Origin of the sequence: Clostridium beijerinckii, from assembly GCF_036699995.1 — a bacterium.
GTDB classification, from domain to species: domain Bacteria; phylum Bacillota; class Clostridia; order Clostridiales; family Clostridiaceae; genus Clostridium; species Clostridium helianthi.
The window spans coordinates 570,345-585,838 of record NZ_CP144906.1 but is presented as its reverse complement, the minus strand read 5'-3'; the positions used below and the strand labels follow the sequence as shown (position 1 = coordinate 585,838).

Here is a 15,494-nt window from a genome sequence, read left to right as displayed (position 1 = left end):
TATGTCAACAATTTTATTATTTTAATTTTTAGTAATCATTCAAATGAGTAAATTATTATAATAATCTTAACACCCCAATGCAATAAACAAACTTAACTGAATAGTAGTTTTTTTAAATACTTCTTGTTTAACTACTCATATTATTTTATAATAAAATATAATACTTTGATAGTCAAAATATTTTATTGTCGAATTTTTCGTGAAAGGATATATGTAAAATGAATTTTAATTCTCTTAAAATTGGAAATTTAGTTGCTCCTATTCCTATTATTCAAGGGGGTATGGGAATTGGTGTTTCATCTTCTAATTTAGCTGCTGCTGTTGCTAATGCTGGTGGAATTGGAATCATCTCTGCTGCGCAACTTGGTTATAATGAAGATGACTTTGAAAAGAACCCTTTAGAGGCGAATTTAAGGGCTTTAAAAAAACATATTACTATTGCTAAAGCTAAAGCGGTAAATGGCATTATAGGTATTAATGCTATGGTAGCAACTAATAATTATGAAGATCATATAAAAACTGCAATAGAAGCTGGAGTTGATTTAATAATCTCTGGTGCAGGACTTCCTACTATGTTACCTAAAATAGTAAAGAATTCCTCTGTAAAGATTGCACCAATAGTTTCTTCTTTAAAAGCAGCAAAAGTAATTTTGAAACTTTGGGATAAGCACGATAATGTAGCTCCAGATCTTGTTGTAATTGAAGGACCAAAAGCTGGTGGTCATTTGGGCTTTAAAGTTGAAGAGTTAGAAGATGAAAATTTAGATTTTGATAAATCTGTTGTAGATATAATAAACGAAACAAAGAAGTACGCTGAAAAATATAATAAAGAAATCCCAGTAGTAGTTGCTGGCGGTGTTTTTGATGGATATGATATTGCTAAATATTTAAAATTAGGTGCTAGCGGCGTTCAAATGGCAACGAGATTTGTAGCAACTGAAGAATGTGATGCTTCGGATGAGTTTAAAAATGCCTATGTTAACTGTAACAAAGATGATATTCAAATAGTAAAAAGTCCCGTTGGAATGCCAGGTAGAGCTATGAAGAATACATTTGTAAAAAGAACTAGCTCTGAGAGAGAGAAAATAACTCATTGTTATAATTGTTTAACACCTTGTAACCCTGCTAACACACCTTATTGCATAAGCAAAGCTTTAATAAATGCAGTAAAGGGTAACCTTGATGAAGGTCTAATATTCTGTGGCGAGAATGCAAGCAGAATAACAAAAATCACAACGGTGAAAGAACTTATGGATGAATTAGTATCTGAAATTAAGAAAGCTTAAAAAATAGACTATTTCAAAGAACTTCCTTATTACGAGGATATCTTTGAGATAGTCTATTTTATTTACAATAATATTATTTTAGCATTTCATCTATAAACTATACATTTTTGAAAGCTATTGCTTCAACCTCGCATAATACTCCTTTAGGAAGCTCCTTTACGGCAACGCATGAACGTGCTGGATTACTAATAAAATACTTAGCATATACTTCATTAAAGCTAGCAAAATCACTCATATTTGCAATAAAACAAGTAGTCTTAATTACATTTTCAAAATTAATATCATTAGCTTCTAATATAGCTGATATATTTTTCATTACCTGAGTTGCCTGCTCTTCTATATTACTTCCTACAACCTCACCAGTTGATGGATCTAACGGTATTTGTCCTGATGTAAATAATATATTTCCAAATCCTATTGCCTGAGAATATGGCCCAATTGCTGCTGGTGCCTTTTTTGTATTTGTTACTTCTAACATTTTTAATTCCTCCACATCAAATTAATTTAATAATTTATTTATTTAAAACCTTAAAAGAAAATTTAAGAATGATCTTACATTTTCCTTAAGTTTTATCTCTTATTTACAATTAAACTCATATTATGCTATGCGTTTAATATATACACTCTTAATACATATGATTAGCCCATACTCAACTATTTTGTTATAGTCAAATCAACAATATTATTATCACATAAGTTTTGTATTTCATCACGTAAAACTTTTTTGTTCATCTGTAAGGATTTTATAAACTTTAATCCTATATCCTTATTTCTTTATTATTTCTGCAGTGGCTTTTCCACTTTTATCTTCTCTCTGACCAGTATATCCTTTGTCACTTGAAGTTATTATTCCTACTCTATACAACCTTCATCTCATCTCCACATCTTATTTTTCCTCCAACAATAACTTTTGCAAACACACCATTTCTAGGCATAATACAGTCTCCCATTTTCTTATAAATCTCGCAGTGATTGTGACACTCTTTCCCTATTTGAGTAATTTCTAAAACAACATCGTTGCATCTTAATATTGATCCAATAGGCAGCTTAATAAATTCAATTCCTTCTACCACAAGATTTTCACCAAAGGCCCCATCTATTACGTTGGCCCCCTTATTATTAAATTCTTCTATTTTTTCATAAGACAATAAGCTTACTTGCCGATGCCAATTTCCAGCATGAGCATCACTTTCTATTCCAAAGTTTTCTATAAAATTTCTCTCTTGAATATTCTTCTTTTGTGTGCCACGTTTTTCACTAATACATACAGCTACTACTTTCCCCATAATTATCCTCCAATCTGTGACATTTTCTTTATTTCAATGTTACTAGATTTCTTTTCTTTGTTAAACTCATGCTTTTCTGGTTTACTTAATATGCCTTTTCTTATTGCATCTATTAATTCTTTTTCATTAATTCCATTTTTGATTAAACTTTTTAGATCAATTCCAGTACCATAGCATAAGCATGGCTTCAAGAAACCATCAGCGGTAATTCTAATTCTATTACACTTTTCACAAAACTCGCTACTTACCGCACTTATAAATCCTATATGCCCCTTAAATTGTTCATTCTTATAATATAACGCTGGTCCATTTCCATTATCACCTTTTAATTCATGGAATTTTCCATACTTCTTCTCAAGTATATCTAATATTTCTCTGCTTGATATTCCTTTAAAAGATTCTCCTAATCCAATAGGCATCATTTCAATGAATCTAACATCTATATTTTTATCTTTACTTATCGCTGCAATATTTGCTATTTCATCAAAATTAAAATTCTTAATTGGAACACTATTTATTTTTATTTTTATTCCTACTTTTATAGCCTCTTTTATACCTCTAATAACTTCATCAAATTTATCTCTTCTAGTTATATCGTTGAATCTGTCTTTTATTAACGTGTCTAGACTAACATTTATGCTATCAATTCCTGAACTTTTTAATTCATGAATTTTATCGTAAAGAAATACTCCATTTGTAGTTAATGTAACATTTTTTACAAGCGGTAGCTCCTTTATTGATTTTATTAAATCTGTAACATCATCTCTAAGTAACGGTTCTCCACCAGTTACTTTAATCTTTTCAATTCCTAATTCGGAGGCACTTTTGCAGATTTTAATAATTTCATCAAAAGTTAAAATCTCATTATTCATCAAAGTGTCAACTCTTTCTTCTGGCGTACAATATTTACACCTAAAATTGCATTTATCAGTTATAGATATCCTAAGATAATCTATATTACGTCCATATAAATCTAACAAAATCAGTATACCTCCTTATATACTTAAATTGACCCTATACTTAATTATCTTTAAAATTTTATCTATCTATTGTTTTCTATATCTCCACTTTTCCCTCCTGTTTTTTTATGTAAATAAACTTGATTTATTTCCATACTCTTATCCATGGCCTTACACATATCATATATAGTAAGAAGTGCTACAGATACTCCTGTTAATGCTTCCATTTCAACTCCTGTTTTGCCACTTACCTTAACAGTGCATGTAGCTTCAACTTCGAATCTTTCTTCAAAAATTTCAAAATCAATACTACTTTTTGTAATCATTAGAACGTGACACATTGGTATTAACTCTGATGTTCTTTTAGCTGCCATTATTCCCGCAACTCTTGCAACACCTAAAACATCTCCTTTTTTAGATGTCCCATTTTTTATTGCTTCAAATACATCTTTATTTACTTTGATTCTTCCTTTCGCAATAGCTGTTCTTTCTGTCACTTCCTTATTTGTTACATCTACCATTATTGCATTTCCCTTATTATCAAAGTGAGTTAAATTCATTAGTATTCTCCTCCTTTTTTATATTCCCTTTCCGAATCCACAATTAGGATAAGTACATATATCACATGATAAGCACAAACCGCCATGACCCATTAAAGCTAAATCCTTACTACTTAACTTTATATCTGCCATTATTCTTGGTAGTACTAAATCAAAGATAGTTCGCTTAGAATACATTACACAACCTGGTAGTCCAATTATAGGAATATTATCTTTATAATATGACAATAGGAACATTGCTCCTGGCAACACAGGTGCTCCATATGATATAATTTCAGCTCCTGTATTTTTTATTGCACTTGGTGTTAGATCATCAGGATCCACGCTCATACCTCCTGTACAAACTATCATATCTGCACCTTTTTCTATAAATTTGTTTATGGCTTTACCAATATTTCGAAGATCATCATTGACAATCTCTTGTCCTAAAATCTCAACATCATATTCTGATAATTTTTCTATTATAACAGGCCCAAAAGAATCCTTAATTCGTCCATAATGCACTTCATTCCCTGTTGTAACAATTCCAACTTTCTTACGCTTAAACTTTATAATATTGAGCAGCGGCTCATTTCTTCCTATTTTTATAGCTTCATCCATCTTTTCTTTTTCTATAATTAATGGAATAATTCTAGTTCCAGCTAATTTATCTCCTTTTTTAACCGAAAAATTATTATGACGTGTGGCTATCATCATTTCGCCTAATGAATTAACCATATTTAATCTATCCACATCAACCCGTAGAAGTCCATCAACGTCTGCTATAAGATCAACTTTTCCTTCCCTAACATCACTTCCACTTATGTTCTTTCCTTTACAGATGTTGAATAAAATATCTGCTGCTTCATTTTCATGAAGCATATCTTCACTTTTTTCCCATATATAAATATTATCCTTACCTAGTGAAAGCAATATTGGTACATCTTCTTCCCTAATGATATGCCCTTTTTTAAAAGCAATATCTTTAGTTACATCTTTTATTATCCTAGTAATATCATGACATAAAACATGCCCAACAGCCTCTATAGTTTTTATCATCTTCATTGCTATGCTCCTCCTCTCCAATCACATTTCTTATATATAATAAATCTAATTCACTTTCTTTAGTTTTGTATTATAAATAAGTATTTTATATATCAATAAACTCAAATAAAACTTTTATTGTTCCTCCACAAGCCATACCAAGTTTTGAAGCAGCTGAATTTGATAAATCATATTTCTCTACTAATGACTTTTTACATTTAACTAAATCTAACGCTTGTTCATACACTGCATTTTCTACGCTTCCTCCACCTACGGTCCCTATGAATTCTCCATTCTCATATACAAGCATCTTAGCTCCAACCCCTCTTGGAGACGACCCATGTTTTTCAATTATTGTCGTAAGAACCATAGATTCTTTTCTATTGAGTATTTCATTTAAAATATTATCCTCTATATTGCTGCTTTCTTTTTTATTCTTCTCTAAAATTATTTCTCCAGCTATACTTACAGCTATTTCAGCCGGAGTTTGTCCTCCTAAACTAAGTCCAATTGGGGTATGAACTTTGTCTATTTGTTCCTTTGTATATCCACTTTCTAACATATTATTGATAACAAAAGCAACTTTACTTTTACTTCCGATCATACCAACATAAAAGAAATCATTTTGTAGTATCTTTTCCAAACATTTTCTATCATCTTTATGTCCTCTAGTAATAATCACAAAGTAAGTACTTTTATTAGGCTTTATTTCTTCTATTGCTTCATTGAAATCATTACAAAAGACTTTATCTGCTATTGGAAATCTTTCATTATTCGCAAATTCAATCCTATCATCTATAATAGTCACATTAAAATCTAGCATCTTAGCAATATTGCATAAAGGTAATGCAATATGTCCACCACCGCAAATAACTAAATGAGGTTTACCTACAACATACTCTATAAACAATTCTATATTGTTTTCTAATTTGACTACACAAGTTCCTTTAGTAAAATCTAATGTTTTCAACACAAAATCCCAAAAATCTTTTAAACTCTCATCCTCTATAATAATGTCATTCTCACTTTTAAGAAGCTTCTGACCCACAATATCTTTCCCATTGTAAATCCCGTTAATTATAGTAACTACATTGATTCCGCCTCTTTCATGTAGTACATTGACTAAATTACCATAAAAAATTTTTTTCATATTAGATCACCTCATATCTTTATTTATTATGCTTAGTTAATTGCGTTAAATATCCACAAAAGTTCAACTTACACTGAACGCATACTTTTATTAATATTTTTATCCTTATAAAAAATTCTTTAATTCTTCTCTAGTATCGATATCTTTCAATTCAATTTCATTCATTATTCTAACCCGCTCTAAATCATCAAGGTGTTTTTTCATAATGGACTTACCTCCAACATCTCCATTTAAACTTAGTAGCTCATTTTTATATTTCTTAGAGAATATAGTTGGATTTCCGAGGTTGTCCTCATATTCTAAACAGGCCATTCCCTTATTACTTTTTATAAATCTATTAATTAATATTTCAATACTCCGCAATGATATAAACGGCTGATCACATACCATAAACATATAAGCATCAGCTTCCATATCTTCTTCAATTCCAAGTCTTATAGAATGAGATATTCCAAGTTCACTATTCTTATTCATAACAACTTCAATTTTTTGCTTCAATAAATCTTGCACTATTTCTTCATATTGGGTAACTAAAATTATCTTATTAAAATTTATTCCTAATACTTTTTCTACCACATTCATGTACATAGGCTTATTGCTTACTATAGCTAATAATTTATTTCCTTGAAATCTACTACTATTTCCTGCAGCTAGTAAAATTAAATTTATCTTCATAACTTCCATTCTCATTTATACCTATGATTTTTTTGCATAACTTTCCTTTCATTACTTCATTTAATTTTTTTATATCCAATTGCAGCCGCTCCAATTGCACCTGCATATTGACACAACTCATTAGTTATCACTTTTTTGTTAAGATAACTTTCAAGAGTTGTTCTAAATGTTTCCGATAATGCTAATCCTCCGCTAAAAAATATGTCTCCTTGCAAATTTAATTTTTGTGCAAAGTTAGCTGTTCTTTTGGAAATTGAATGAATTATTCCAAGGGCAATATCACCTCTATGAATATCTTTTGCAAGAAGACTAATAATTTCACTTTCAGCAAAAACAGTACACATGCTAGATATACTTACTGGATTTCTATCTCTTACAAAATCATCGATATTCTTCATATCTTCTTCTAAAATTCTCATCATAACGTCAACAAATCTCCCCGTCCCAGCAGCACATTTATCATTCATTAAAAAATCCACAACATTTAATGAGTTATCTAATAAAATAACTTTAGAGTCCTGCCCTCCTATATCTATAACTCCTCTAATAGTAGGATTAAGAAATACTGCACCTTGCGCATGACAAGTTATTTCAGTGATGGTTTTATCTGCTTCCTCTAATAAACCTCTACCATACCCGGTAGTTATAGTATATTTCACATTCTTAGAATAGAGTTCATCATAGACTTTACGAATGCTATCTTTTGGTTTTGCAGATGTCTTTATAATCATAGTCTTAACAATTGTTTTGCCATCAAATAATACACCTTTTGTAGTTGTGGAACCAGAATCAATTCCTAAAGTATATTTGCCCATAATCTACCACCTTATATTCTTAGCTATGCTTAAAGCATCTCTATAAACGCCGCCATTCTTGTATTTAATTGTCCTATATCATTAATAGAAAAATCTGTTTCAACACTCATATATGGTATATTTTTTTCATTGTTTACAAATCTCTTAATTGATAAAGTTTCTACACTATACGTATGACAAGCTGTTAATATTATATCAATTACAGCATCTATTTTATAATCATCAATCATTTTATTAAGAAGTTTAATTCTATTAGGATTAGGACTCATACAAGAACAACCAATTGATAAATATTTATCTGAAAGAGCATCGTAAACATCAGCATTTTCTTCATCTACTAACTCATCAACTGCTTTCGCAACACTGCAATTTTCAAAAGCAACTACGTACGCTCCATTATCTTCAATCGCTTTAATAACTTTTTCTGCTGCACCACCAATAGGACAACCAGTAATTAATATACGCGGTCTAGATTCATATTTTCTTTCCATTTCATATTCAGATTTAATCTTTTCAATTAATTCATCCATTTGTTTTGGAATTTGTTCTTTATCAAAACTAAAAGTTGTCCCATTTATAACCTTAAATATATCTTGACCAAGTATTGCAACCGGTTCTTTTTTACCTAATTCATAAAACTTCTTTAAGGCTTTACGTTCGTTATTTTTTATCCTGATGGCTTTTCTTATATCATCTTCACTTATTTCCACATCAAACATTTCTTCTAAATTCGACTTTAATTTTATAATTTCATGCCTCCACAATTGAAGTCCTGATTCACTTTGAGAATTTGGAAGCTCCATAACATGTACTGGTTTAAAATCTGAAAGATATTCATACATTTTCTTTTTCCCATCACAAGTTGTCTCACCAACAATCAAATCTGAAAAGAAAAAGAATGGACATTTATCGGTTTTAGCAAAACCATAGCTTGATTTAATTAAAGGACATAAATTACGTGGGAGATCTTGTTCAGCATCGGCAATAGTTTCATCTGATGTTGCACATAATGAAACAGTAGCGGCCCCCATAGCTAATGCTATTTCTTGTGGAAAGTAAGTACAAAACACACCTATTAGTGGTACATCCTTATCCTTAAGCTCCTTAGCTTTAATAAAGGCATTTCTCCTTCCTTCAGCAAATTCTTCAAATATTTCAGGTAATTTCTTTTGTAATTCCATAATTGCCTCCATTTATTTTATATAACTTCTAAATAAATACTTTTCCTTTAAATAAAGCACCTACTTAATCACTATAGATTTATCGCCTTTATCAATTACTTGGCCAATAACTCTCGCATATGGCGTAAACTCTTCAATTCTTGATAAAAATTCTTTAACATTTTTTTCTGGAATTGAGAGTAGCAATCCACCTGATGTTTGTGGATCTATCAACACATCTTGCAGCTCCTGTGCAACTTTTGAAGCTAAAGTGAATTTATCTTTTAAATAATCAAGATTATTGTACATCCCTTCAGGTATAATTCCCATTTTGGCATAATCTAACGCTCCATCTATAATAGGTACAGACTGACTAAAAATCTCTATTGTTTTGTTGCTGCCACTTGCCATTTCATAACTATGACCGATTAAACTAAAGCCAGTTACATCAGTACATGAATGTATATCAAGTTTAGAAGTACATTCTTTAGCATACTTATTTAATGTAGACATTATCCATGTAACTTCTTTAATCTTACTTTCATTCAATAATTCTGCTTTGGCAGCAGTATTCATTATTCCAATACCTAAGGGTTTTGTAAGCACAAGCATATCTCCAGTTTTAGCATTACTATTTGAAAGAATATCACTTGGATGTGCAAATCCACTTACGCAAAGACCATATTTAGGAGTTGGGTCCGCTATTGTATGACCACCAGCAATTACTGCACCAGCCTCTTTAACTTTGTCATATCCGCCAGCAAGTATATCATGCATGATTGATATATCTAAACAAGAAGGAAAGCAAAGTAAATTCATAGCCGTTGCAGGATTTCCACCCATTGCATAAATATCACTAAGGGCATTAGCAGCTGCAATTTGACCAAATATATATGGATCATCAACCATTGGTGGAAAAAAGTCTACTGTTTGAATTGCTACTGTATTATCATTAATTTTATATACACAAGCATCGTCATTAGTATCAAATCCAACAATCAAATTGGGATTTTCAAACTTAGGTAAACTATTTAAGACATTATGAAGTACACCAGGTCCTATTTTTGCAGCACATCCTGAAGTTTTAGTTAAACTAGTAAGTTTTACATTTCCAGGCAAATAAATCTCCCCCTTCTTAATTAGTTGACAATTAAGAGTTAACTATAAATGTTTATAAAATTAGTTGTCTTTATATATTTTAATTCCTTTAAAGCGTAATAACCTTTGATGCCTCTTTCATGCAGTTTGTTATGTAATACATGTTACTTACTTTTCCTACCTTTAACTTTTCTTCAAGCCCGTAAAAGTTCAGGCATGCGCCACAAACTAGTATTTCAACACCTTTGGTTTCTAAATCTCTTAAGTGCTCTGCTGCTTGATGATTTAATGTTGGTACCTTTACACCATCATTCATAAACAAGATTGATTTTGGTAAATTATCAGACTCTGAAATTGTATAAAGATACATTTTTATTAGAGACTTTCCAAGCTCTTCATTACCTGCTCCAATAATTTCTTTTCCAATAAATACTGACCAGTTGCCTATTTCCGTTTTATTTTCTTCTAATTTGTCAGATGTTTCATTAAACACTTCAACTTCACTCAACTTATCTAAATCTTTTGAGAAATATACTTTAAATAAAGAATTCTCTTCTTCAACTGATACTGCAAAACCTTGATTATTAGCTAATTTCTTAAGATTTTGCACAGCAATATCGTTGTCTACCTCAACTACAAAACTATTATTTCCACTATCTATCTCTTTCTTTGCCATTATTACTGGCATTGGGCATTCTTTTCCTTTTGCATCAAGCACTTTATTCATTTAACATTCTCCTTAATCATTTATGATAATTCAGTATTTTTTAATATTCATAAATAAACATTCTATACTTTCTTATAACTCTACCTGAAATGACACGTACTCTTTTGTGCAGAGTTACACTGAGAAAATTGGTATAGAATTTTTCTTTATTAGAAATTCATAGCCATTTTCTCTATCAATCGAAACAATAGAGTATTTGTTATTTCGGCTAATTAACCATAAAGCCCAAATATACATTGTTTATCTATAACATGGATTTTAAATATAAAATTGCTTCCAGTACGCCTCCCCCAATAGATCTGGCTTTATCTGAAATTGTAAAACAATGATTTTTTTCACACCTAGGATCAATATCTCCACTTTTCATTCCTTTAAATACATTAACATCCTTTTGAAGCATTCCACGAACTATCCCGCTTATTTCCGCAAATATTGGAATTCTATTTACATAAGCTACAATATCACCTTTTTCCACATAGTCTCCTATTTTATATACCGGAAATATCTTTCCATCACTTATAGCTCTAATTATTCTTTCACTAGTATATCCTCCAATATCTCCTGGTACACCAGTATTAGGAATAGCACTTCCGCTATATATTGCCTTTCCTAAATAATGACCTCTTTGAGTCTCAACAACACAGTGACAATCAAAACCAGCTGTAAATCCTGGTCCGAGGGCAATAACAATCGGAGCATCATTAATCCTTGTTCCTAAATTTTCTTTCGCAATTATAGCATCCACTACTACATCTGGATTAAGATCCTTTATAATTTTTGCTTTTTCATCTACTAATACAGGAATATTCCCTTCCTTAATAACCTTGTTGGTTTCTTCCATTTTAGAGACAAGGATTGCTTTTATCCCTTCAACTTCTACAGTATTATCATATACGGCTTGTGAAAATGCTACTGTTCTTCTGACTGTAGTAGGTTCTGAAATCTCTGTCATAACTATGTCTAATCCACATCTTTTCAATCTATGAGCTACCCCTGTTGCTATATCTCCAGCACCTTTTATTAATACAATCATTATTACTCCACCTTCTCATTTAAGACATATAAAATACTCTCCAATGATGACTTGTTATTTTTCAATATGCCTAAAGTAATTATTGACTTTATATTATAATTTATCTTTAAATGTTGTTATTATTGTTTCATTTATTCCTAAATCAGATAATTCCTTAGATATTTTCTTGGCATTCTCCAGCTCCATTATTGTATCTGCTTTATTTATAATAACTTTGTAAGAACATCTTACATCTTTCCTTTGACCTTTAGTACTTGCTAATATTTTCGCAACATCCCAAGCATTAATGATATGTTCTTCATCTGTATTCAAAAATCTTGAAACTAAATTTGACCTATGGCATATTTCTTTAATTTTCTTTCCTACTGCATCAATGCCACATACTCCTATAACTAAATTACTTTTTGTTAAAATTACAGGCTCATGCTCAGCTGGAACCTTTAATGGTAATCCTTTTGCTCCATCAGCCTCCACTAGTACGAAATCAGCTATTTCTATAAAACTCTCAGCTATTTCTTTTGATACTCCACTTATTTTTCGTGGAATATGTTCTTCACAACTCTCTAGACTACCCCTATCTTTCAATTTATTATAGTCAAATTTTTCATTCTTATCGTCACATAACAACCCAACTGTAATCATATCTTCATCATTTAATAATCTAATAATGTCCTCTTTTTTCCCCGTAATAACCGTATTACTCTCAGGCATAAACATACGAGTGGTAGTAGTTATAATAACTTTCTTACCTAACGCTTTTAATTCTTCACCTAATTTATATATTGAACTTGTTTTACCTCCTCCTCCAACAAATGAAATTATGTTCTTCTTATTAATGTCTATTTTTAACGCCTCTATTAATAATATTTGTTCTCCTATTTTTCCATTACTATATTTTAAAATCTTCATAGATTAACCTCAGCAACTTTTGAAGCAAAGTCTACATTTTAACTTTGCTTCATGATATACCTTTCAAAGTCAATTCTTATTTTACTTTTGAAGCAGCAGGTTTTGGTTTACGGTAATAAGTATTTTCCAAAGGATAACTATATCTGAATATACCATCTTTTTTGTAGTATGCATTTTGACATGCTGGCGCGCCCATCACGCATACTATCTCACCAATTCCTTTAGCGCCAAAGGCAACACTGTCAGGATTATTCTTTTCTATTAAGTGCACTTCAACGTTCGGCATTTGATTTGCTCTGAAAACTCCTAAAGTACCAAGCTTTGCTTGTGGAATACCATCTTTCAGTGGAAAATCTTCTGTTAACCCATATCCAAGTCCCATTGCTACACCACCCTCTACTTGACCTGTAGCAGAAAGAGGGTTAATTATCCTGCCAATATCATGAGCCGCAACAACTTTTACTAATTTACCATCCTTATCAATAACAACTAATTGTGTTGCATATCCATACGCAATATGACTCACTGGATTTGGTTTTGACGAACCAATTGGATCTGTCTTAAATTCAAATTCTCCGATATACTCTTTTCCTTCTAATTCTTCCAATGTATGTCCATTATCTAAATCAACTTTTAATTTTAATGATGATTGACGTGCTGCCTCCCCAGCAAATGTTGTTTGGCGAGATGCTGTCGTTGTTCCTGAGTCAGGTGTATATTTAGTATCTGGATGCTCAACAATTATCTTATCTGGTGTTAACCCAGTTGTTTCACATATTATCTGAAGCAGTACAGTTTGTATTCCTTGACCTATTGCACCAGCAGAGGACCTAGCATGAACTTTTCCTTTTACTATCTTTAAATTACAACGTCCTATATCTTGAACCCCTACACCAACACCAGCATTTTTCATTGCAGATGCTATGCCCACATAGTAATTAGTATCTGATTCATATTTTTCGAATTCTCCTTTAACTGCTTCTAAAGTTTCTACCATGGCGGTCCCCTCATCTGCAAGTTGTCCATTTGGTAGTGATTGACCAGTTCTTATGGCATTACGGTAACGAATTTCCCATCCTGAAATACCGACTTTTTCAGCCAATTTATTTATCAGAGGTTCCACAACAGCACAGGATTGTGTTACTCCGAAGCCACGAAATGCACCAGCTGGTGGATTATTTGTGTAATAAGCGTTTCCTTCAATATCTACATTTTGATAATTATAAGGACCTCCAGCGTGTGTGCAAGCTCTTTGGAGAACAGGCCCTCCTAAGGAAGCATAGGCACCAGTATCAGAAGTAAGCCTAGCTTTCATCCCTTGTAATATACCATTTTCATCGCATCCTATTTTGCAATAAATCTCCATGGCATGGCGTTTAGGATGATAATTAATACTTTCTTGACGACTAAAAAACACTTTTACTGGTCGTTTGGTTAGATATGCACAGAGAGCTGCTTGATGCTGCACGCTCATATCTTCCTTGCCTCCAAATCCACCTCCAACAACTGCACTTTGTATTCTAACCTTTTCCATTGGAATTCCTAGGTAATTACTAATCTCATGATATTCATCATATATACCTTGAGCCCCAGTAATAACAATTACTCCATCTCCATCAGGCAGCCCAATAGCAGTTTCAGGTTCCATGAAAGCATGTTCAGTCGGCGGAACGTAAAAAGTGCCTTCTACTATAAATTTAGAATTTGCAAGTGCAATTTCTGCATTACCTCGTTTTACTTCCTCATGATCAAATACATTGTTCTCTGGAATTCTAAACTTTCCAAATTGCATAAAACCTTCCCCATGGACTTGGTGTGCACCATCAACTGCAGCCTCTTTCGGATTACGAATAGGCTCTAATTCCTCATATTCTATTTCAACAGCCTTTACTGCAGCCATAGCCTCTTCTCTTGTTTCCGCCACAACCATTGCAAGAGTATCTCCACAACACTTTGTTTCTTCTCCCACATCAATCATTCCTGGCCAATCTTGTGCTAAGTGGCCAATATATCTCTGACCTGGAATATCCTTTGCAGTATATATGGCAACAACTCCTGACATTGTTAAAGCCTTATTTATATCAATAGATAATATTTTTGCACGCGCATATTTACTAAATACATTCTTTCCATATAGCATATCATCAAAAGTATAATCATCTACATACTTTGCTGTTCCTAGTGTTTTATCACGAGCATCCACTCTACATGTTCTCTCTCCAACCCTACCAGTTTGCTTTAATTCAGGTATTTCTAAGTTTTCTCTTAGCATTTTTGCTGCTAAAAGAATGCCATCCTCAATCTTTGCATAACCCGTACAACGGCAAATATTAGTACGGATTGCTTGCTTTATATCTTCTCTTGATGGATTCGAATTTTGGTCTATTAAACATTTACCACTAATAACCATTCCCGGAATGCAAAACCCACATTGTACAGCTCCTGCAGCTGCAAAAGCATATGAAAACACATCCCTTTCTCTCTCTGTAAAGCCCTCTATAGTCTGTACCATTTTTCCTTCAAGTCTAGAAAGTTTTTGGATACATGCACGTGTTGTCTTTCCATCAATAATAACAGTACACGTTCCGCATGCACCTTCTTTGCATCCGTTTTTCACTGACGTTATCTTAAGCACATCTCTTAGAAAGTCCATTAATGCCATATCCGTTTGCGACTCATATTCTTTTCCATTTATACTTACTTTAAACATTTAAAGCACCTCTCTCATAAAACATTGATAATTCAACAGCTATAAATTCATACAGATCAAATTGGATTAAACTCTAAACGAAACTTCTAATTATGTATATTTA

15 protein-coding genes are annotated in these 15,494 nt (G+C 32.0%); 1 reads left to right on the top strand and 14 read right to left on the bottom strand.

Features of this window, described 5'->3' with window-relative positions; genetic code table 11:
- The first annotated feature begins 218 nt into the window (after window positions 1-218).
- Complete coding sequence (locus PZA12_RS02910) at window positions 219-1,286, top strand: NAD(P)H-dependent flavin oxidoreductase (protein ID WP_039770335.1); 1,068 nt, start codon at window positions 219-221, stop codon at window positions 1,284-1,286.
- 97 nt (window positions 1,287-1,383) lie between these two features.
- Here the strand turns inward: PZA12_RS02910 and PZA12_RS02905 are convergent, their stop codons facing one another.
- The 14 genes from PZA12_RS02905 to xdh form a co-directional block, all read right to left on the bottom strand.
- Window positions 1,384-1,764, bottom strand: a complete 381-nt coding sequence (locus PZA12_RS02905; RefSeq protein WP_077839229.1) for a RidA family protein — start codon at window positions 1,762-1,764, stop codon at window positions 1,384-1,386.
- Window positions 1,765-2,143: 379 nt separating this feature from the next.
- On the bottom strand, window positions 2,144-2,572 hold the full coding sequence (locus tag PZA12_RS02900) for an MOSC domain-containing protein (protein WP_078115847.1): 429 nt from the start codon (window positions 2,570-2,572) through the stop codon (window positions 2,144-2,146).
- Between the two features lie 2 nt (window positions 2,573-2,574).
- Window positions 2,575-3,552: a GTP 3',8-cyclase MoaA gene (gene moaA / locus PZA12_RS02895; RefSeq protein WP_078115846.1), complete on the bottom strand. Its 978-nt coding sequence runs from the start codon at window positions 3,550-3,552 to the stop codon at window positions 2,575-2,577.
- A gap of 62 nt (window positions 3,553-3,614) precedes the next feature.
- A complete protein-coding gene (gene moaC / locus PZA12_RS02890; protein WP_078115845.1) occupies window positions 3,615-4,091 on the bottom strand; it encodes a cyclic pyranopterin monophosphate synthase MoaC in 477 nt (158 codons plus the stop codon).
- An 18-nt stretch (window positions 4,092-4,109) separates the two neighbouring features.
- Window positions 4,110-5,135 (bottom strand): molybdopterin-binding protein, encoded by a 1,026-nt coding sequence (locus tag PZA12_RS02885; RefSeq protein ID WP_078115844.1) that lies wholly within the window; start codon window positions 5,133-5,135, stop codon window positions 4,110-4,112.
- 85 nt (window positions 5,136-5,220) lie between these two features.
- Window positions 5,221-6,264, bottom strand: coding sequence for an XdhC family protein (locus PZA12_RS02880; RefSeq protein WP_078115843.1), 1,044 nt, complete (start codon window positions 6,262-6,264; stop codon window positions 5,221-5,223).
- 105 nt (window positions 6,265-6,369) lie between these two features.
- Window positions 6,370-6,939, bottom strand: coding sequence for a nucleotidyltransferase family protein (locus tag PZA12_RS02875; protein WP_078115842.1), 570 nt, complete (start codon window positions 6,937-6,939; stop codon window positions 6,370-6,372).
- 56 nt (window positions 6,940-6,995) lie between these two features.
- Window positions 6,996-7,754: an acyl-CoA dehydratase activase gene (locus PZA12_RS02870; RefSeq protein ID WP_078115841.1), complete on the bottom strand. Its 759-nt coding sequence runs from the start codon at window positions 7,752-7,754 to the stop codon at window positions 6,996-6,998.
- A 29-nt stretch (window positions 7,755-7,783) separates the two neighbouring features.
- A complete protein-coding gene (locus PZA12_RS02865; protein ID WP_078115840.1) occupies window positions 7,784-8,935 on the bottom strand; it encodes a double-cubane-cluster-containing anaerobic reductase in 1,152 nt (383 codons plus the stop codon).
- 60 nt (window positions 8,936-8,995) lie between these two features.
- Window positions 8,996-10,033: a selenide, water dikinase SelD gene (selD, locus tag PZA12_RS02860; RefSeq protein ID WP_078115839.1), complete on the bottom strand. Its 1,038-nt coding sequence runs from the start codon at window positions 10,031-10,033 to the stop codon at window positions 8,996-8,998.
- Window positions 10,034-10,121: 88 nt separating this feature from the next.
- Window positions 10,122-10,739, bottom strand: coding sequence for a sulfurtransferase-like selenium metabolism protein YedF (yedF, locus tag PZA12_RS02855; RefSeq protein WP_078115838.1), 618 nt, complete (start codon window positions 10,737-10,739; stop codon window positions 10,122-10,124).
- A 244-nt stretch (window positions 10,740-10,983) separates the two neighbouring features.
- Window positions 10,984-11,772 (bottom strand): selenium-dependent molybdenum cofactor biosynthesis protein YqeB, encoded by a 789-nt coding sequence (gene yqeB, locus PZA12_RS02850; RefSeq protein WP_078115837.1) that lies wholly within the window; start codon window positions 11,770-11,772, stop codon window positions 10,984-10,986.
- 93 nt (window positions 11,773-11,865) lie between these two features.
- Entirely contained in the window at window positions 11,866-12,681 is an 816-nt protein-coding gene (yqeC, locus tag PZA12_RS02845; RefSeq protein WP_078115836.1) for a selenium cofactor biosynthesis protein YqeC, read from the bottom strand.
- Window positions 12,682-12,757: 76 nt separating this feature from the next.
- Window positions 12,758-15,391 carry a selenium-dependent xanthine dehydrogenase gene (gene xdh, locus PZA12_RS02840; RefSeq protein ID WP_078115835.1) on the bottom strand — a complete coding sequence of 878 codons (2,634 nt, stop codon included), beginning with the start codon at window positions 15,389-15,391 and terminating at the stop codon, window positions 12,758-12,760.
- Window positions 15,392-15,494 lie beyond the last annotated feature (103 nt).

Excerpts from the sequence above, each read along its gene's own strand:
- yqeC (WP_078115836.1), bottom strand. The coding sequence starts at position 12,681 with ATGAAGATTTTAAAATATAGTAATGGAAAAATAGGAGAACAAATATTA.
- PZA12_RS02880 (WP_078115843.1), bottom strand. The coding sequence starts at position 6,264 with ATGAAAAAAATTTTTTATGGTAATTTAGTCAATGTACTACATGAAAGA.
- moaC (WP_078115845.1), bottom strand. The coding sequence starts at position 4,091 with ATGAATTTAACTCACTTTGATAATAAGGGAAATGCAATAATGGTAGAT.
- PZA12_RS02910 (WP_039770335.1), top strand. The coding sequence starts at position 219 with ATGAATTTTAATTCTCTTAAAATTGGAAATTTAGTTGCTCCTATTCCT.
- xdh (WP_078115835.1), bottom strand. The coding sequence starts at position 15,391 with ATGTTTAAAGTAAGTATAAATGGAAAAGAATATGAGTCGCAAACGGAT.
- PZA12_RS02905 (WP_077839229.1), bottom strand. The coding sequence starts at position 1,764 with ATGTTAGAAGTAACAAATACAAAAAAGGCACCAGCAGCAATTGGGCCA.
- yedF (WP_078115838.1), bottom strand. The coding sequence starts at position 10,739 with ATGAATAAAGTGCTTGATGCAAAAGGAAAAGAATGCCCAATGCCAGTA.
- PZA12_RS02900 (WP_078115847.1), bottom strand. The coding sequence starts at position 2,572 with ATGGGGAAAGTAGTAGCTGTATGTATTAGTGAAAAACGTGGCACACAA.
- yqeB (WP_078115837.1), bottom strand. The coding sequence starts at position 11,772 with ATGATTGTATTAATAAAAGGTGCTGGAGATATAGCAACAGGGGTAGCT.
- PZA12_RS02875 (WP_078115842.1), bottom strand. The coding sequence starts at position 6,939 with ATGAAGATAAATTTAATTTTACTAGCTGCAGGAAATAGTAGTAGATTT.
- PZA12_RS02865 (WP_078115840.1), bottom strand. The coding sequence starts at position 8,935 with ATGGAATTACAAAAGAAATTACCTGAAATATTTGAAGAATTTGCTGAA.
- PZA12_RS02885 (WP_078115844.1), bottom strand. The coding sequence starts at position 5,135 with ATGAAGATGATAAAAACTATAGAGGCTGTTGGGCATGTTTTATGTCAT.
- PZA12_RS02870 (WP_078115841.1), bottom strand. The coding sequence starts at position 7,754 with ATGGGCAAATATACTTTAGGAATTGATTCTGGTTCCACAACTACAAAA.